We start from the raw sequence: 15951 nt of genomic DNA, 5'->3' as shown, positions 1-15951 counted from the left end.
TGTTCGGTTTTGGAAAGCCGGATGAGAAAGGTGTGTGGCGGGGTCTTGATGTGGACACGGCGCGTGCCATTGCCGCGGCCGTATTTGGCGATGCAAACAAGGTCAAATTTACTCCTTTGACAGCTAAAACACGTTTTACGGCTTTACAGTCCGGTGAAATTGATGTGTTGACCCGTAATTGTACCCAGACCCTGGGGCGTGACACCGCTTTGGGTTTGGATTTTGCCCAGGTAAACTATTACGACGGTCAGGGCTTTCTTGTCCCCAAGAAGCTGGGTATTAAAAGCGCCAAGGAGCTGGATGGCGCGACAGTATGTGTTCTGCCGGGAACAACTACCGAGATGAATGTGGCGGATTATTTCCGTACAGAGGGCATGAAAATGAAACCGGTTGTGATTGAAAGCACGGCTGAACTTGCCAAAGCCTTTTTTGCCGGGCGCTGTGACGTCTTAACTTCGGACGCTTCTCAATTGGCCGGGACCAGGGCCGTAGCTCCCAACCCCGAGGCGTATGTTATTTTGCCGGAGATTATTTCCAAGGAACCTCTGGCCCCTGTGGTGCGCCATGGAGACAACCAGTGGAAAGATATTGTCAATTATACGGTGCTTGCCCTGATCAATGCCGAGGAATTGGGCATTACATCCAAAAACGTGGACAAAATGCTCAAAAGTAAAAACCCGAAGGTCCAGCGCTTTCTGGGAGTGAGCGCCGGAAACGGCAAGGCTCTCGGGCTTGATGAAAAATATGCCTACAATATCATCAAGCAGGTAGGTAACTATGGCGAGATATTTGAGCGCAATGTGGGAGTTAACACGCCGTTAGGTATTGAGCGCGGTCTGAACGCTCTGTGGACCAACGGCGGTTTGATGTATTCTCCGCCATTTAAATAATTGGCGGTTTCGTAAAAAGCAGAAATTTTCATGCAGTTTTAGTATAACCCTAATCGAGCGAAACGCTCGATGTCCGTTGTCCGTAGCCTGTTGTCCGTAGCTAATTTAGAATAAAATCGTGTTACGATTTTATCTTTTATTTGAATTCATCCCGCGCAGCTAGCAGCGGGGAATTCAAATTTAAAGTCTTGATTTATAAATCTTCAGCCAAAGCGTTATCATAACGCCGGAAAAACCGAGTTAGATTTACAACTGACAACGGACAACAAACAACTGACACATTGAGTTTTAACTCAATTAGGGTATAAGGTTTGTAAAACGAGCTGTTAAGCTGATCTAGGGTAAGCTGATTGGCTTAGCAGCTTATATTTTGGGAATAGGGATGGGAAAGGGCGATATTGATTCTATAGATAAAACCATGCCGGCAACGGTGCCATTTTTCAGCGATCCTGCCAAGCGTTCAATTCTGTTTCAGTTGGTCGCTATGCTCATAATAGGGCTGCTGGGGTATTACCTGCTCACAAATACCATGGCAAATCTTGAAAGGCAGGCAATTGCAACCGGCCTCGGCTTTCTTGAAAAGGAATCCTCGTTTGAAATCGGCGAATCACTGATATCCTACTCGGCCGCCGATACATATGGCCGCGCTCTTCTGGTGGGAGTTTTAAATACCTTAATCGTTTCATTTATCGGGGTCGTTCTTACCGTTATATTAGGTACTTTTATCGGTGTGGCCCGTCTGTCTACAAACTGGCTGGTATCAAGACTGGCGGCCGTCTATATAGAGGTTTTCCAGGATATACCGGTGCTGTTGCAGCTCTTTTTCTGGTACGCCCTTTTTTATAAACTCCTGCCATCTCCGCGACAGGCTTTAAATCCGGCCGCCGCTATCTTTATTAGTAACCGCGGACTGGTTTTTCCGGTCCCCGCGTCGCATCCGGCTCACAAATACATGGCCGCGGCGTTTTTAGGCGGTTGTCTCTGCGTTTATCTGCTGCGTCGATGGGCCAGAAAACGGCAGGCAAGAACCGGAAAGGTTTTTCCTGTCTTTAGTGTCTCTGTTGGAATTCTTGCGGGGTTTCCGGTGATTGTCTGGTGGCTGGCCGGCACACCAGCGGCCATGGATGTTCCGGCACTTGTGGGGTTTAATTTCGAAGGCGGGGTTAATATAAGTCCGGAGTTCGGTGCGCTGCTGCTGGGTTTAGTTCTTTATACGGCGGCATTTGTGGCCGAAGTTGTCCGTGCCGGTATACAGTCGGTAAGTCACGGCCAAACCGAAGCCGCCATGTCATTAGGCCTCAAACCCGGACAAGTTCTGAATCTTGTAATATTACCTCAGGCTTTGCGGGTCATCATACCACCACTTACCAGCCAGATGTTGAACCTGACAAAAAACAGTTCTCTGGCGGTGGCCATCGGGTATCCTGATTTTGTTTCCGTGGCCGGGACGACGATCAACCAGACCGGACAGGCAATGGAAGGTATCGCCATGATGATGGTGGTGTATCTTTTTTTAAGCCTGACGACATCGGCTTTTATGAACTGGTATAATAAGAAAACGGCGCTTGTCGAGAGATAAATAAAAACGCTTATGCGATTATATTTAGTCCTGAAAAACCTGGATCTCTGGGCCTCCGGCTCGTAGAGCCTACGCCTCGGAGAGCCAGATCAGAGACATCTGGCTCTGCCTTGGAGTTTTGTGTCTAAAATCACAAATTTCAAGCACCAAACATTAAATAAATAACAAATCACAAGCACCAAATTTCAAATAAATCACAAATTCCAAGTCACAAATTCCAAGTCTCAAATTCCAAACAAGGGCTAAAACTGGTTTTTTATTCTTTTGTTTGTTATTTGTTTTTTCGGTCATTGGAATTTATTTGTTATTTGTATTTTGTTATTTGGGATTTCCCCTTTTGGTCATTGTTATTTGTTTGATATTTGATATTTGGAATTTAATTTACTCATTAAGATTATGGAAACATGACTGAAGCTCTAATAGAACAGGCCGAGGAGACCATAAAACCACCGTTGACCAGTGTGGGTGTAATTGGATGGATAAAAACCAATCTGTTCAACAGCTGGTTTAATTCTTTGCTTACGGTTGTTACCCTCTCTTTTTTATTAAAAATTATCCCTGCATTCATTCGCTGGGCGTTCATTGACAGTTTGTGGATCTCCACCGGGGCGGAATGCCACGCGGCCGGCGGTGCCTGCTGGTCTATTATTCCTGCCAACATACGCTTCATTCTCTTTGGTTTCTTCCCTTATGATTTACAGTGGCGCCCTTTGGTAGCCATGATTTTATTGGTAAGCCTTCTTTATTACAGCCAAAATCGGAACCACTGGAAAAAATCACTGGCTTATTTGTGGATTTTGGGCCTATTTATTATGGGTCTGCTCATGAAGGGGGGGCTATTCGGCCTGACTTCTGTTGAAAGCACTAGTTGGGGAGGGTTGCCTCTTACGCTCATTCTTTCTGTTTTCGGACTCACGGCCGCTTATCCTCTCGGTGTTGTTCTGGCGCTGGGGCGCCAATCGAAGATGCCTGCAATAAAGATAATTTGTATTGGATATATCGAACTAATCCGCGGAGTGCCATTGATTACTCTGCTCTTTATGTCCTCGGTTGTCTTTCCCCTGTTTTTACCCGAAGGTATAACAGTCAATAAGATTCTTAGGGCGCAGGTGGCTATCATTTTATTTACGGCGGCCTATATTGCCGAAGTTGTGCGCGGGGGATTGCAGGGGATATCACTCGGGCAGTATGAGGCGGCTGAGTCTCTGGGGTTGAATTATTACCAGACTATGCGGCTGGTCATTTTACCCCAGGCCCTGAAAATCGTAATCCCGCCCACGGTCAGTATTCTTATCTCCGCTTTCAAGGATACATCCCTGGTGGTGATTATTGCATTGTATGACCTGCTGAAGACGACACAATCGGTCCTCTCTGATCCCCAATGGATGGGGTTTTCCACCGAAGCTTATATTTTTATTGCTTTGATTTATTTTGTGTGTTGTTTTTCCATGTCAAACTACAGCCGTCGTCTGGAAAAGGAACTGCATACGGGTCATTAATCTGGATGCTGGATGCTGGATGCTGGATACTTGATGCTGGGTACTTGATGCTGGGTGCTGGGTGCTGGATGCTTGATGGATAAATTTGTAAAAAGTGAAACGTAAAATGTAAAACGGCTACATTTAGTACATTAAGAGGCAATATTACACAACTTATAGACTTTTCACGTTTAACTTTTTACTTTTTACGGAACTATCAAACTTGATACTATGAACGAAGAACAAATTGAAAAACCCGCTACCGTGGATGATGACGACATTATCATCGAAATCATAAATATGCACAAGTGGTTCGGTGATTTCCATGTATTAAAAGATATAAATCTTATTGTGCGGAAACAGGAGCGGATCGTTGTCTGCGGTCCTTCAGGATCAGGCAAATCCACGCTGATCCGCTGCATTAACCGTCTGGAAGAACATCAACGCGGCCGGATTATAGTCGACGGTATTGAACTGACCGATAACATCAAGAATATCGAGAAAATTCGCACCGAAGTCGGCATAGTTTTTCAGCACTTCAACCTCTTCCCTCATCTTACCATTATAGAAAACCTGGCCCTGGGTCCCATATGGGTCCGTAAGGTTCCTAAAAAAGAAGCCGAAGAAACCGCCATGTATTTTCTGGAAAAGGTGCATATCCCCGAGCAGGCCCAAAAATATCCGGGACAGCTTTCAGGGGGGCAGCAGCAGCGTGTCGCCATTGCCCGCAGCCTCTGCATGCATCCGAAAGTGATGCTCTTTGATGAACCCACTTCGGCTCTTGATCCGGAAATGATCAAAGAGGTGCTGGACGTTATGATCGAACTGGCACGCGAAGGCATGACCATGATCGTGGTTTCTCACGAGATGGGTTTTGCCAAAAGTGTGGCCCACAAGGTACTTTTTATGGACTACGGTCAAATTGTCGAACAGAATTCGCCGGAAGAATTTTTTGAAAATCCCCAGCACGAGCGGACCAAACTGTTTCTCAGCCAGATCTTACACTAACCTTTTTTATAATAGGATTTAAGTTTTACTCTTAATTTAATTATTGCCTTTGAATGAATTTGAGATATCCTGGACTCTGTTAGATCGAGCACGCTGGCTATTTCTTTTAATGTCAGCTCCTCATAATAGTATAGCGACATAACCAGCTGTTCCTTCTCTTTAAGCTTTGAAAGACCCTTGGATACAATGCCTTTCAATTCCTTTTTTTGTAATTCATTAAAAGGGGAAAGTACATTTGAGGCCTGCTTAGACAACTTCGTGGTAAAGCCGTCGGGCATAATTTCATCAAGGCTTAAAAGGTCCGCTCCCCGCACTCTAGAGGTCATTCTATGATATGATTCAATACTGATACCTATCTCTTCTGCAATCTCAGAATCCTCCGCTTCCCTTCCGAGCCTCGACTCAAGTGTTCTTATAGCATTTTCAATCTTTCGAATATCTCTCCTGACAGACTCGGAAACCCAATCCATTTTTCGTAGTTCATCTAATATAGCTCCTCTTATCCTGCTTTTTGCATATGTTCGAAATTTAACCCCTTTTTTTTGATCGAACTTGTTAAGGGCATCATATAATCCCATGGTCCCCGGGCCTATCAGCTCTTCTTGGCATATATTGGGGGGTAGTCTAATTGCCATCCCTTCAGCTATTTGTTTTACAAGGGGCGCATATTTGAGGATAAGTTCTTGTCTGGATTTTTCCTCTTCGATATCGGATATATTTTTATATCTTTTAGCACATACCGACATTATCTTAATCCACAGTTCCGGCCGTCATTTTTGACGGTCTCGTAAAAAGTCACGAATTCAACTATAGATGCATCAGCAATCCCCAGGATGATTGCAAAACAAAATGCCCACCTTTGACAGAAAGGTGGGCATTTAAATAAAATCGCCTGGCAACCCCGCTGCCCTGTCCACCTCAAAGCGGCTTTAGACCGGTGGTTTTGCGTCCCAACCTTTCGGAAGATTTGCCCTTCAGCAAATTGTCAAAATTTTTAACGCAGAATACTTATCGGCATCTTATAGCAAAATCTTTATTTTCAGCTCTTTTTTTTACCCCATTATCCGTTTTTTCTATTTTTCGCACTATTTTTCGGTGTGATCTTTGACTTAAGTCAAGTACTTCTGGTTTTTCTGATGTTTTATACTGTATTTAGAGGTTCAAAGGTAGGTTATTTGACGCTATGTGCTCGTTCCTCTGGTGCCATGTAAACCATGCCCTATGGGTTGGACCAAAAGCCTGGTCCTCTGAGCACGGATATTTATTTGTGAATTCTGGATTGAGAAGTCCTGAGAACGGGGAACCCTGAACTGGGAACCCTGAATCTCTGAACCTGTGAAGGCCTACAAAAAGAGAGATGCATATGAAAACGGCTGTTCAACTTATCTTATTTGGAGCATTGCGAAAAAAATCAGAGAAGCTTTCTGATGATCCGGTTTTATTGAACCTCAAAGGTCCGACACCGTTACTTGAAGTTTTGAGGCGGCAACGAATTCCCGTTGACATGGTGCAATTGGCCATGGTCAACCATAGAGCTGTTCCCAAGAATTCAATAATCAATCCGGGTGACCGGCTCGCTCTGTTTTCCAAGGAATTTATTGTATTTGCCGATTGGAAGGACTTCCGGTTCTAGGTATTTGGTCTTGTAAGGGCGGGCAGGCAGCAGAATCTTGCTTTCCCTCTTAGGGACCCTCGCCGGCTAAAGGTTTCCATTCTTCTGAGGTAATTTTCCAGCTGCTCTGCGAATTAACCAGAAGCATCTTTTTTTCGCCAACATCCGAATAGTAGGCATCTTTATATTTTTGAATAAAACTGACGTGAGCATAGTTGTTTTTAATATAAACAGACAGATAAAATATCTCTAAAGAAATAGCACCCGATCTTTGAAAAAGCTTTGTTTTCCTTTTTATCCACTTTGAATAATTGAGATTTTTTGAATTGAATGAAGGGCTGTAAAAAGACAGGTAACTATTAATATCCTTGTTTTTCCAGGCATTTGCCCAGGCGTAAATTACGGACCCAACATCATCTATCTCATCGATACTACTATTTTTATTAGTGCTGCTGCCATTCTTGGCATCCGTTTGAGCAGCACTGATATCAACGGTTAAAATTAGATGCACCAGGGCGAAAACAGCTATAATCACAACTAATATAACTGTATTTTTCCTCATAAACTTTCTCCAACGAGTGGTAACTTGAACGGCAACAGCGAGCGCAGTCCCCGTTCCGCTACCGTGAGACTGCCGCTAGCTTCAAAATTAAATCGATATGGATGGATCATTAAAGGCAAAATACTTTTAAGTGATGATTCTGTCAAGCAGTTTACGATGGTATCAATCCGCCGAATTGAATCTGGGTGCTAAACCATTAATATTCCGCTAAAAACTATCAGGTTGGCAGAAAAAAAAGTATTATCTGAATGTTTAATACAGTCTCCGGGTCAGCGGTTGGCTTTGCGGATACCAAGCTGGTCCCGGGCGATGATCCATTTGCAGATATTGGCTGACCCTTCTACCATGGTGTAAGTCGGTGTATCGCGGTAAAAGCGCGCCAGCGGGTATTCCGTCGAATATCCGTACGCGCCCATAATGCGCATGGCATAGTTGGCGCATCTGGTTACAGTTTCCCCTGAAAAATACTTGGCCTGGGCGACTTGAAGTCCGTTGTTCAGGTGCCCCTGGTCCTTTTCCCAGGCCGCTTTGTAAACCAAAAGACGTGCTGCTTCAATTTCGGTTGCCATTTGGGCGATCATATCCTGGTTCATTTGAAACTCGCCGATCGGCTTTCCGAACTGTTTGCGCTGGCCGCAATACTTGAGAGCCATATCATAACATGCCTGGGCCACGCCCACGGCACCGGCAGCGGCTGAAAGGCGGGTCTGATTTAAAGATTCGAAAACGATCCTTCCGCCGTCACCGGCTTTACCCACCATGTTTTCCTTGGGCACCTTTGTATCCGTAAGGAAAATTTCTCCAGTGGGTGAGGAGTGCGATCCCAGTTTCTCCAGTCGCGAGGTTTTTATACCGTTAAAATTTTTTAACTCCAACACAAAGACCGAAAGCCCCTTGGATCCTTTATCGCGGTCCGTATAGGCATAATAAATCATGACATCGGCTACATCGGCATTGGAAATCCAGGTTTTGGAACCGTTCAAAAGCCAGTAATCCCCTTTGTCTTCGGCGGTTGACGATATGGCCATTATATCCGAGCCGGAATCCGGCTCTGTGATCGCAAATCCGCCTAAAAAGTCGGCACGGACCAGCTTGGGGATGTATTTTTGTCTGAGCGCTTCGCTACCGTATTTGTAGATGGTAAATGCCGTTCCCAGGGTCTGCATGTTGACTTGAACCCTGAGAGAGCTTGAGGCCCTGGCAATCTCCTCGGTCACGATCATGGCCGCCAGCCAGCCCATGTCTTCGCCGCCGTAGGTTTCCGGAATAACCGTGCCGAAAAAACCGAGCTGTCCCATTGGTTTTATGGCCTCTTTATAGGGGAAATAATGCTCTTGATCCCACTGGTCGGCATGCGGAACAATCTTTTTGGCGGCAAATTCACGCACCGCTTTTTTCAGCATCTCCAGTTCTTTTGAAAGTTCAAAGTTCATCTACTCTCCTCCATATCCGGTTGCATTAGACAGGATTTACCCCGTTAAATAGGCTTCGCATTTAACGGGACCCCGATGGCGGGATTTCCGCTGCGCTTCAACAGGCTGGAAGCTAAGAAAAAGATCCTGTAAATCCTGTTGATCCTGTCAAATAATAGAAGTGAAGCGGCAAACCAACAACATTAAATGCAATGACTACCGGCGCTGTGTATAATTTCAAAAACCCCCTAATATCAGAAATCGATCTCGACGCTTTGGACCAGATCAAGGGCTGCTGCGAGAGTTTTGCCTTTAAACTTAGACTCCAGTGCTGATTGCAGCATTTCAATATGAATAACCTTGTTGAGCTTGGCCAGAACAGCTAATGCCGCCAGAGCCCGGTCTACGGATTTAATGCCCTGTTTTTTAAAGTCGACTTGGTGTATCCGGGCATTGCAGGACGGCAGGTTAATTCCCCGGTCTTTGATAATCATAGTATCGCTGTCCAGATGATCAAATAAGCGCACGCGACGGTCCACCCCTTCCTGGCTTAGAGCCAGAATAAGGGTAGGTCTTTCGATGCCGGTATAGCCGATCTCGTGTGGCGACAGTATGATTTCGCTGATAGAAGGCCCCCGCAGTACGGTAATATTGTATTCGTTTTTCTGCGTCACCCTGAGCCCGGCGGCAAGACCGGCAAAGCATAAGATTTCACCGGCGGTGATGATCCGCTGGCCGGCGTTTCCAAGCAGAATTACCTCCTGCCGGACGTGATCGGGAGGATCAAAGACGGCTTCAATTTTAAGCAAAGGTGCAACCTGTTTGCGGTCGGCGGCCAGTTCTCTATAATGACGGCCGTATTCCCGGCGGGTGTTTGCAGCCACAGGTCCATCCGCAGGGGGAAGCTTGGCAAGGGATTTGTCGATGGTTTGCGGCGTCAGCCGGTTGTGTTTGGTATAGCGGCCGGGGCATACGCCCCAGATATCCAGGACGGCGAAACCTTCGAAGCGAATCGCGCTTTCTATTTTTTGCGCCAGGTCTTTTTGGTAGGCTGAAGACCGGGAGACATAAGCGGCGCCGGCGGAAGACGTTACCCGGCATATGTCCAGCGGCTTTTCCATGCGGTTCAGAAAGTCAGAACCCACCTGCGCCTCGGTAGGAGTTGTGGCCGAAAACTGGCCTCCGGTCATCCCGAAATTAAAGTTGTTTAATACCAGCAAAGTTATATCCAGGTTGCGGCGGCAGGCCGCCAGCAGGTGGGCGCCGCCGATACCCAGGCCGCCGTCTCCCATGGTCACAATTACATGCAGTTCGGGACGGGCCATTTTCAAACCGGTAGCATAGGTCAGCGCCCGGCCGTGCAGGCCGTGCAGGGCATGCGTGTGGAAAAAGGTGTCAAAAAGGCCGGAACACCCGATATCGCTGACAATAACAGTCTGATGGCCGGCCAGTTCCATATTCTGGAAGGTTTTATCTAATGCGTGGAGAATGCGATCATGAGCGCAACCCGGACAGAAGACCGGCGGTCGGCTGGTATTCAATAAACTAGGCATGGTCAACCACCTCCCTGATCCGGCGTGGAGTTATCAGACGACCGTCCATTTGACCGCAAAAGTCGATCTTTTTTTCCGGCAGGATGCGCTCTATTTCTCTGACATACTGCCCGAGGTTCATTTCCACTACCACCACGCGTTTGGCTTGCGCGGCTTTTTCCCTGATCAAATTTTCGGGCAGCGGCCAGAGGGTTTTGAGAATAAGCAGCGAAATCGGCTTTCCCAGTTTTTTTTGCTTTTTAAAAACATCAAGGGCCGCCCGGGCGGTGACGCCATAGGTCAGGAGTAATGTATCCGCATTCTCTTTAAGATGCGCTTCATGAAAACTGTAGCGGTCAACGGTTGACAGCAACTTCGTTTTTAGCCTTTTCAGGGTTTTGGAGATTTCGTCGGGATCAGTAGTAATGTAGCCGTCGGCACCGTGTGTAGAAGAAGTCTGGCGGACAAGCCTCTTACTCCCAATGGGCAGAAAGTAGGGCACTTGGCCGCCGGATGGAACTGAAAACGGCAGGAATGGTTCATGGGGAGGAGGGGCGGCCCGTTCTATGATTTCAGGTTTTTTGATTCTATCGATATCGATACTCTCCCGGGTCATGCCTATTTCCTTGTTGGATGCGATGAATACCGGACATCTGAGTTCTTCGGACAGATTAAAAGCCTGCATGGTAAGCAAAAAGCAGTCCTTAACATCTACCGGTGCCAGGACAATCACCGGTAGACCGCCGCTGTTGCCCCAGCGCAAAAAATTGATATCTCCGTCAGCGCCGCGGGTGGCGGAGCCCGTGGAGGGACCCAGTCTCTGTACGTCTACTATGACAACAGGAATTTCACTGCCAATGGCAAAGGAAATATGCTCGCTGAAAAGGCTGATGCCGGGTCCGGATGTAGCCGTCATGACCTTCAGGCCGGCCATGGATGCTCCCAGGCAGCCGCCGATGGAGGCGATTTCATCCTCACCTTGAAGGCATACGCCGCCCAAAGGTGGCAGCAGTTTTAGCATCGCATTAAAGATGGTCGTGGCCGGGGTTATCGGATATCCGGCAAAGAAGCGGCAGCCTGCTGATATGGCTCCCCGGACAATCGCTTCGTTACCTTCCATGAGACTAAGCGCCATTTTTCAACTCCATATATGATAAACCTCTGGAATTTATAAATAACGGACAACTTTTAACCGGTTGTATTTACATAAATCAGCAGTAGTACACAAGTGGAATTTGGAGTGCTGGAGTATTGGAGTAATGGGAAAAACAAAAACCATCACTCCAGTACTCCAGTACTCCATTCATTTCATGCCGTTTCATACGTATAATTTTGAGTTGCAAATTTCTATACCACTAATGATTTTCGTTTATCCCTTTATAATTCTGGGCAGTATCATCTGATGATGGGGGCAGATCGATTTTGGGTTCTGGTAAGCGGCACCGGCAAAGGCCACCAGGTACTTTCTGAGATCACTCAGGGGCACAATTTCATCGATCAGACCTTTTTGGGCACAGAAAAGCGGTCTTGAATTTTCATGGTATTCCCGGGCCAGCCGGTTCATGCGCTCAATAATCGGTTCCAGGGGCCTGCCGGCCTCCTTTTCTTTTACCAGCCTGCGAGAATAAGTCGCCACGGCGGCTGTTTCACCATGCATAACATAGATTTCAGAGGCGGCGGTGCCGATGGTAAAGGCATTATGCCGGTTGGCCGTGGGGCCGCCCATAAAGTAATGGGACGAGGCTGTTCCTTTTCTGAGCATCAACAGCATCATGGGATTGTCGGTTTGCTGGATGGAATAGATCAGGCTCATGGCAAGGCCCAAAAGCTCGGCCTTTTCGGCATCGTCGCCCACATCCACACCGGTGGTATCCTGCAGCCAGATGATCGGAATGCGGTCCCGGCCGCAAAGGGTGACGAACTCATTCATTTTGATCAAGCCCTGCCGGTAGACTTTACCCCCCATGCCGGCATAGTCGGCGTACTCGGGGTAGTCTTTGCCCAGGTAACCCTGACGGTTACCGATGCAGGCCGTTAGAAAGCCGTCGATTTTACACAGCCCGGTATATATCTCGGGTCCGTAATCGGGGCGAAACTCCATATGCTCGCTGGAATCCACCAAACGGGCCAAGACTTCATCAAAATCATATACTTTTTTAGGTTCCATAGGAAGCAGATGATAAAGGTCTTGGGATGGAAACCTGGGTTCTCTAGATTGCGCCACCCGGTAAAACTTGGGGTGAAAGGAGGGGAGGTCTTTCATATAGTCCTTAAGACCGTCCAGCACATCGCTTTCGGTTTCGAATACATACCGGAAAAACCCGGTTTCATCGTAATGGGTTTTTGCGGTACCCGGCGGTGTGGCCTTAAACTTTCCGGCCTTGTCGATGATTTCTTCGGCGGTGTCGAGGTTGAATTCTCCTTTAGGGGCCATACCGCTGACGATACCGGCGCCTCCGACGGCGATATTACAGTCCTTGTGGGCAAAAAGTATGGTAGCGCTGATGCCGTGATATCCGCCGCCGGCAGGATTGGTACCGTAGATACCGGCCAGAACCGGAATGCCCAGTTGTTCCAGTTCCGCATGCCGGAAAAGGGGTGTTCCGGCTCCGCGGCGATTGGCATAAAATTTTTCCTGCTCCGGCAGATTAGCGCCACTGCAATTGACCAGCCAGACCAAGGGGATATGCAGCCGTTTGGCCAAATCGGTTCCCCGCAGGATATTTTCAGACTGTCCCGGCAGCCAGGCACCGGCCAGAACTTTATTGTCAAAGCCGATGACTACCGCCCATTTGCCGGCAATCTTGCCGAGGCCGTCGATAACGTTGGTCGTGCCTTGCTCATTATCTGCGGGGTTATAAAGGGTGTGCAGGGGACACCAGGTGCCGGGATCCAACAGGTATTCCAGGCGCTGCCACACCGTCATCTGTCCTCTGGCATTGATCTTTTCTTCAGGCAGTCCAACCATTTTAACCCGCTCGACCTCAATTTGTATTTTTGATTCGGCATCCTTTAGCTTTTGAAGATTTTCTTGGCTGCTTTTTAGACGTCCTTTTTTCAGCTCATGGCCGAATGCGGTCATTTTTTCAAAATAAGGTCTCATAATATTACCCCTACCACAATTGAGCGATATCGCCCATTTGAAAGTTGGTTATATCCCTGCAATGATGGCCAGAATATCGCCTTCATCGACTTCGTCTCCCTCTTTGACAAAGAGCTTCTTTACGGTGCCGTTACAGGGTATGAATATGGGAGTTTCCATCTTCATCGCTTCTATGGTCAGAGCTTCTTGGTCCTCTTCTACTTTGGCACCGACTTTAATCTTCACTTGAGACACTTTGCCCGGAAGGGTTGCAACCATTTCCTGCGCCATGGGATTCCTCCATATAATGAGATCTTTGAAAAGAGTATAGTCCAGGATCGTTACGCTCTTTATCTTTGTAAGCGTTCACAGGTTCAGGGTTCAGAAGTTCAGGGTTGCTTTTTTTTGTTAACCTTTACTAACTAGCCCCGAACCTCCTGGCACGGCGTAGCTTCAGCGTAGACGGCTGAACCTATGAACCCAGAACCCAGAACCCAGAACCCGTGAACGGTTACGAATTTATATTATAACTTAGACTTTTGCAAAGTAAATTTGATGGCGTCGTAAAAAGTCCCATCTACTGCGCTTGTCCGCCTCAGGCGGGTTGTAGTATTTTTGCAGACATTAGGCCTACGACATGTATGGCCTCGTTCCTGAAAAAATACTACGCCTTTTTATCCCGCCGAGGTTTGGCGGGGGTTTATTGAAAATTTGAACCGTTAATTCGTGAGTTCTGGATGAGGAAGGCATGGGAACGGGGAACCCTGCATCTGTATACGTCTCGGATTATGGATTATCGAAAAAAAGTGAAGCTCCCCGCGCCCTAAAGGTCGGGGTATCGGGGAGCTATCCGGTCAAATTAAAGAGACCGGAAGGGATGATCTTTATAATCCTGTCTGTGACTTGCTCCGGAGTTAAATCGTCGGTGTCGATTGCGTATTGAGCGGCGCTTTTGTATTTGGGAATCCTTTGCTCCAGAATTTCCGCCACCTCTTCGGTAAAAGTTTTTCCCAAGGTCAGGGCAGGTCGTTCCATACCGCTTTGAATGCGCGAGGCGATTGCATCCACGGAAGCCTTCAGCCAAAATATACGGGAGTTTGTTTTAAGAGCTTCGACATTTTCAGGCCGTTCAATAACCCCGCCGCCGGTATCAATAATGATATTATCAAGCCCTGCCAATTCACGGGCCTTTTCAGATTCCATATCGCGAAATTTCGGCCAGCCAAATTTATCCACGATTTGAGGAATTGACATGCCGGCCTTTTTAACTATTTCAGCATCCATACCAATACACGGCATCCGCAGGCGTGCGGCCAGAAGCTCTCCTACCACACTTTTTCCAGTACCGCGATATCCGATCAGCACTATATTCATGATTCCAATTGCTCCAATACTACCCGCCGCATAACTTCGACAGGTGCATCAACGCCGGTAAAATGTTCAAATTGCAATACCGCCTGGTTGATAAACATATCGACCCCGGAAATTACTTTAAGGCCGCGAGACTTGGCCTCGGCGAGCAGTTTGGTTTCAAGAGGCGTATATACTATATCAAAGACAACCTGCTCAGGCCTGAAAAACTCGGCAGGAATGAGGGAGGCATCTTTGTTTGGATGCATGCCTATCGGCGTACAGTGAATGATTACATCAGCATTCTCCATCTTTGAAGCCAGAGAACTTTCGGTCAGCAGCTCGGATTGGATGAAAGTATCCGTGCCGGTCTTTAAATCAGTTGTCAGCTCCTGAAGCATATTTTCGTCAATATCCAAAATTGAAAGTTTCCCAAGTTGGGCGTTGCGCGCAAGGGTAAAGGAAATAGCCCGCGAGGCACCGCCGCCGCCCAACATTAAAATATTTTTACCTTCAATTTCTACTTCGGCATCCGCAATGGCCTTTAACGCACCCGGCCCGTCCGTACCCAACCCGACTAATTTTCCCTGTTCGTTAATAACCGTATTAATTGAACCGATGGAGCGGTCCACCGCAGCTATTTCATCCAAATGTTGCATGGCTTCAATTTTATGCGGAATAGTGACACTCATGCCGCGAAAGCTTTCGAGGGCCCGCATGCCTGCCAGGGCATTTTTTACATCCTCGACCCGGCAGGCCAGGTAAACGAAATCCAGGCCCAATTCCTCGAAGGCGGCATTGTGAATTGCCGGTGAAAGACTGTGCGCAACCGGATTACCGATAACAGCGCAAAATTGGGTGCTGCAACTGATAGATCTAACATTTTTCATAAAACCTCCTTCTGAACTGCAATAGCGAGTGCATTCCCCTGCCGCTATATCATATATTTGCATTAACAACCAATTGTCTGACCTTTTTTCCCCTGGGCGCCCTGAATGTTTTAATCACCAACCCGAGAGATATTCCGAACTTTGTCGAAGAACTAAAAAAAATGGGAATTTACGATGATTACCCACGGCCTGCATAAACCCGGTGAACTTGTCCGGCTACAATGGTTACGTCGGTCTTCCGCTTCCGTCTACAATGGTGGCCGTAAAAGATGACAATGAAAAGAATGTGCCGCTGTTGGTGTTGCTGATGAAAAAAGCGGTGAAGCGGTCAAGTTGTTTGTCGTTAAAAAGGAACCATCTCTCACAGAAGATGACCTCCGGCGTTTTTGTAAAGAACAGCTTACAGGGTATAAAATCCCAAAATTTATTGAATTTCGAGCCGAACTGCCAAAAACGAACGTGGGCAAAATATTAAGGCGGGCTTTAAGAGAATATTGAAAAAAAATCAATTGCATTTTTCCCCAAAATTAGCTCCAAGGATTTGTCCGGCAGGCGG

Annotated in this window: 15 protein-coding genes and 1 riboswitch; of the genes, 6 read left to right on the top strand and 9 right to left on the bottom strand. The window is 47.2% G+C overall.

What is annotated here, in order from left to right; all coding sequences use genetic code 11:
* From V3S16_RS01860 to V3S16_RS01845, 4 genes are all read left to right on the top strand, one after another.
* The coding region (locus V3S16_RS01860; RefSeq protein WP_413882971.1) for an amino acid ABC transporter substrate-binding protein at positions 1-890 on the top strand (890 nt) is incomplete at its 5' end.
* Between the two features lie 382 nt (positions 891-1272).
* Positions 1273-2469 (top strand): amino acid ABC transporter permease, encoded by a 1197-nt coding sequence (locus V3S16_RS01855; protein WP_413882970.1) that lies wholly within the window; start codon positions 1273-1275, stop codon positions 2467-2469.
* Between the two features lie 404 nt (positions 2470-2873).
* Positions 2874-3968: an amino acid ABC transporter permease gene (locus tag V3S16_RS01850; RefSeq protein WP_413882969.1), complete on the top strand. Its 1095-nt coding sequence runs from the start codon at positions 2874-2876 to the stop codon at positions 3966-3968.
* A 261-nt stretch (positions 3969-4229) separates the two neighbouring features.
* Positions 4230-4955, top strand: a complete 726-nt coding sequence (locus tag V3S16_RS01845; RefSeq protein ID WP_413882972.1) for an amino acid ABC transporter ATP-binding protein — start codon at positions 4230-4232, stop codon at positions 4953-4955.
* Here V3S16_RS01845 and V3S16_RS01840 read toward each other — a convergent pair.
* Positions 4952-5701, bottom strand: a complete 750-nt coding sequence (locus V3S16_RS01840; protein WP_413882968.1) for a FliA/WhiG family RNA polymerase sigma factor — start codon at positions 5699-5701, stop codon at positions 4952-4954. The two genes, V3S16_RS01845 and V3S16_RS01840, sit on opposite strands and share 4 nt — an antisense overlap.
* Before the next feature lie 145 nt (positions 5702-5846).
* Positions 5847-5937: riboswitch (cyclic di-GMP riboswitch) on the bottom strand.
* A gap of 381 nt (positions 5938-6318) precedes the next feature.
* Here V3S16_RS01840 and V3S16_RS01835 point away from each other — a divergent pair.
* Positions 6319-6588 (top strand): hypothetical protein, encoded by a 270-nt coding sequence (locus tag V3S16_RS01835; RefSeq protein ID WP_413882967.1) that lies wholly within the window; start codon positions 6319-6321, stop codon positions 6586-6588.
* 49 nt (positions 6589-6637) lie between these two features.
* Here the strand turns inward: V3S16_RS01835 and V3S16_RS01830 are convergent, their stop codons facing one another.
* The 8 genes from V3S16_RS01830 to V3S16_RS01795 all read right to left on the bottom strand — a co-directional run bounded on the left by V3S16_RS01830 (position 6638) and on the right by V3S16_RS01795 (position 15395).
* Positions 6638-7129 carry a hypothetical protein gene (locus tag V3S16_RS01830; RefSeq protein WP_413882966.1) on the bottom strand — a complete coding sequence of 164 codons (492 nt, stop codon included), beginning with the start codon at positions 7127-7129 and terminating at the stop codon, positions 6638-6640.
* A 269-nt stretch (positions 7130-7398) separates the two neighbouring features.
* The gene (gene acd, locus V3S16_RS01825; protein ID WP_413882965.1) at positions 7399-8562 is read right to left on the bottom strand and encodes a glutaryl-CoA dehydrogenase Acd; all 1164 of its coding nucleotides are present in this window, start codon (positions 8560-8562) and stop codon (positions 7399-7401) included.
* 233 nt (positions 8563-8795) lie between these two features.
* Positions 8796-10094, bottom strand: a complete 1299-nt coding sequence (locus tag V3S16_RS01820) for a thiamine pyrophosphate-dependent enzyme (RefSeq protein ID WP_413882964.1) — start codon at positions 10092-10094, stop codon at positions 8796-8798.
* Positions 10087-11208: a transketolase C-terminal domain-containing protein gene (locus tag V3S16_RS01815; protein ID WP_413882963.1), complete on the bottom strand. Its 1122-nt coding sequence runs from the start codon at positions 11206-11208 to the stop codon at positions 10087-10089. Before V3S16_RS01815 ends, V3S16_RS01820 begins: the two co-directional genes overlap by 8 nt.
* A 234-nt stretch (positions 11209-11442) precedes the next feature.
* Positions 11443-13176 carry an acyl-CoA carboxylase subunit beta gene (locus V3S16_RS01810; protein WP_413882962.1) on the bottom strand — a complete coding sequence of 578 codons (1734 nt, stop codon included), beginning with the start codon at positions 13174-13176 and terminating at the stop codon, positions 11443-11445.
* A gap of 48 nt (positions 13177-13224) precedes the next feature.
* Complete coding sequence (locus V3S16_RS01805) at positions 13225-13446, bottom strand: biotin/lipoyl-containing protein (RefSeq protein WP_413882961.1); 222 nt, start codon at positions 13444-13446, stop codon at positions 13225-13227.
* A 555-nt stretch (positions 13447-14001) separates the two neighbouring features.
* On the bottom strand, positions 14002-14529 hold the full coding sequence (locus V3S16_RS01800; RefSeq protein ID WP_413882960.1) for a shikimate kinase: 528 nt from the start codon (positions 14527-14529) through the stop codon (positions 14002-14004).
* Positions 14526-15395: a shikimate dehydrogenase gene (locus V3S16_RS01795; RefSeq protein ID WP_413882959.1), complete on the bottom strand. Its 870-nt coding sequence runs from the start codon at positions 15393-15395 to the stop codon at positions 14526-14528. The genes V3S16_RS01800 and V3S16_RS01795 overlap by 4 nt, the downstream gene beginning before the upstream one ends.
* Before the next feature lie 333 nt (positions 15396-15728).
* On the opposite strand from V3S16_RS01795, the gene V3S16_RS01790 reads away from it, so the two are divergent.
* Positions 15729-15893, top strand: a complete 165-nt coding sequence (locus V3S16_RS01790; protein WP_413882958.1) for an AMP-binding enzyme — start codon at positions 15729-15731, stop codon at positions 15891-15893.
* The last annotated feature ends 58 nt before the right edge of the window (positions 15894-15951 follow it).

Source organism: Candidatus Desulfatibia sp., assembly GCF_036446775.1.
In the GTDB taxonomy this organism is placed as follows: Bacteria; Desulfobacterota; Desulfobacteria; order Desulfobacterales; family UBA11574; genus Desulfatibia_A.
This window is presented reverse-complemented; position numbering and strand designations above follow the sequence as displayed.

Excerpts from the sequence above, each read along its gene's own strand:
- V3S16_RS01835 (WP_413882967.1), top strand. The coding sequence starts at position 6,319 with ATGAAAACGGCTGTTCAACTTATCTTATTTGGAGCATTGCGAAAAAAA.
- V3S16_RS01800 (WP_413882960.1), bottom strand. The coding sequence starts at position 14,529 with ATGAATATAGTGCTGATCGGATATCGCGGTACTGGAAAAAGTGTGGTA.
- V3S16_RS01830 (WP_413882966.1), bottom strand. The coding sequence starts at position 7,129 with ATGAGGAAAAATACAGTTATATTAGTTGTGATTATAGCTGTTTTCGCC.
- acd (WP_413882965.1), bottom strand. The coding sequence starts at position 8,562 with ATGAACTTTGAACTTTCAAAAGAACTGGAGATGCTGAAAAAAGCGGTG.
- V3S16_RS01810 (WP_413882962.1), bottom strand. The coding sequence starts at position 13,176 with ATGAGACCTTATTTTGAAAAAATGACCGCATTCGGCCATGAGCTGAAA.
- V3S16_RS01840 (WP_413882968.1), bottom strand. The coding sequence starts at position 5,701 with ATGTCGGTATGTGCTAAAAGATATAAAAATATATCCGATATCGAAGAG.
- V3S16_RS01850 (WP_413882969.1), top strand. The coding sequence starts at position 2,874 with ATGACTGAAGCTCTAATAGAACAGGCCGAGGAGACCATAAAACCACCG.
- V3S16_RS01805 (WP_413882961.1), bottom strand. The coding sequence starts at position 13,446 with ATGGCGCAGGAAATGGTTGCAACCCTTCCGGGCAAAGTGTCTCAAGTG.
- V3S16_RS01815 (WP_413882963.1), bottom strand. The coding sequence starts at position 11,208 with ATGGCGCTTAGTCTCATGGAAGGTAACGAAGCGATTGTCCGGGGAGCC.
- V3S16_RS01820 (WP_413882964.1), bottom strand. The coding sequence starts at position 10,094 with ATGCCTAGTTTATTGAATACCAGCCGACCGCCGGTCTTCTGTCCGGGT.
- V3S16_RS01855 (WP_413882970.1), top strand. The coding sequence starts at position 1,273 with ATGGGAAAGGGCGATATTGATTCTATAGATAAAACCATGCCGGCAACG.
- V3S16_RS01795 (WP_413882959.1), bottom strand. The coding sequence starts at position 15,395 with ATGAAAAATGTTAGATCTATCAGTTGCAGCACCCAATTTTGCGCTGTT.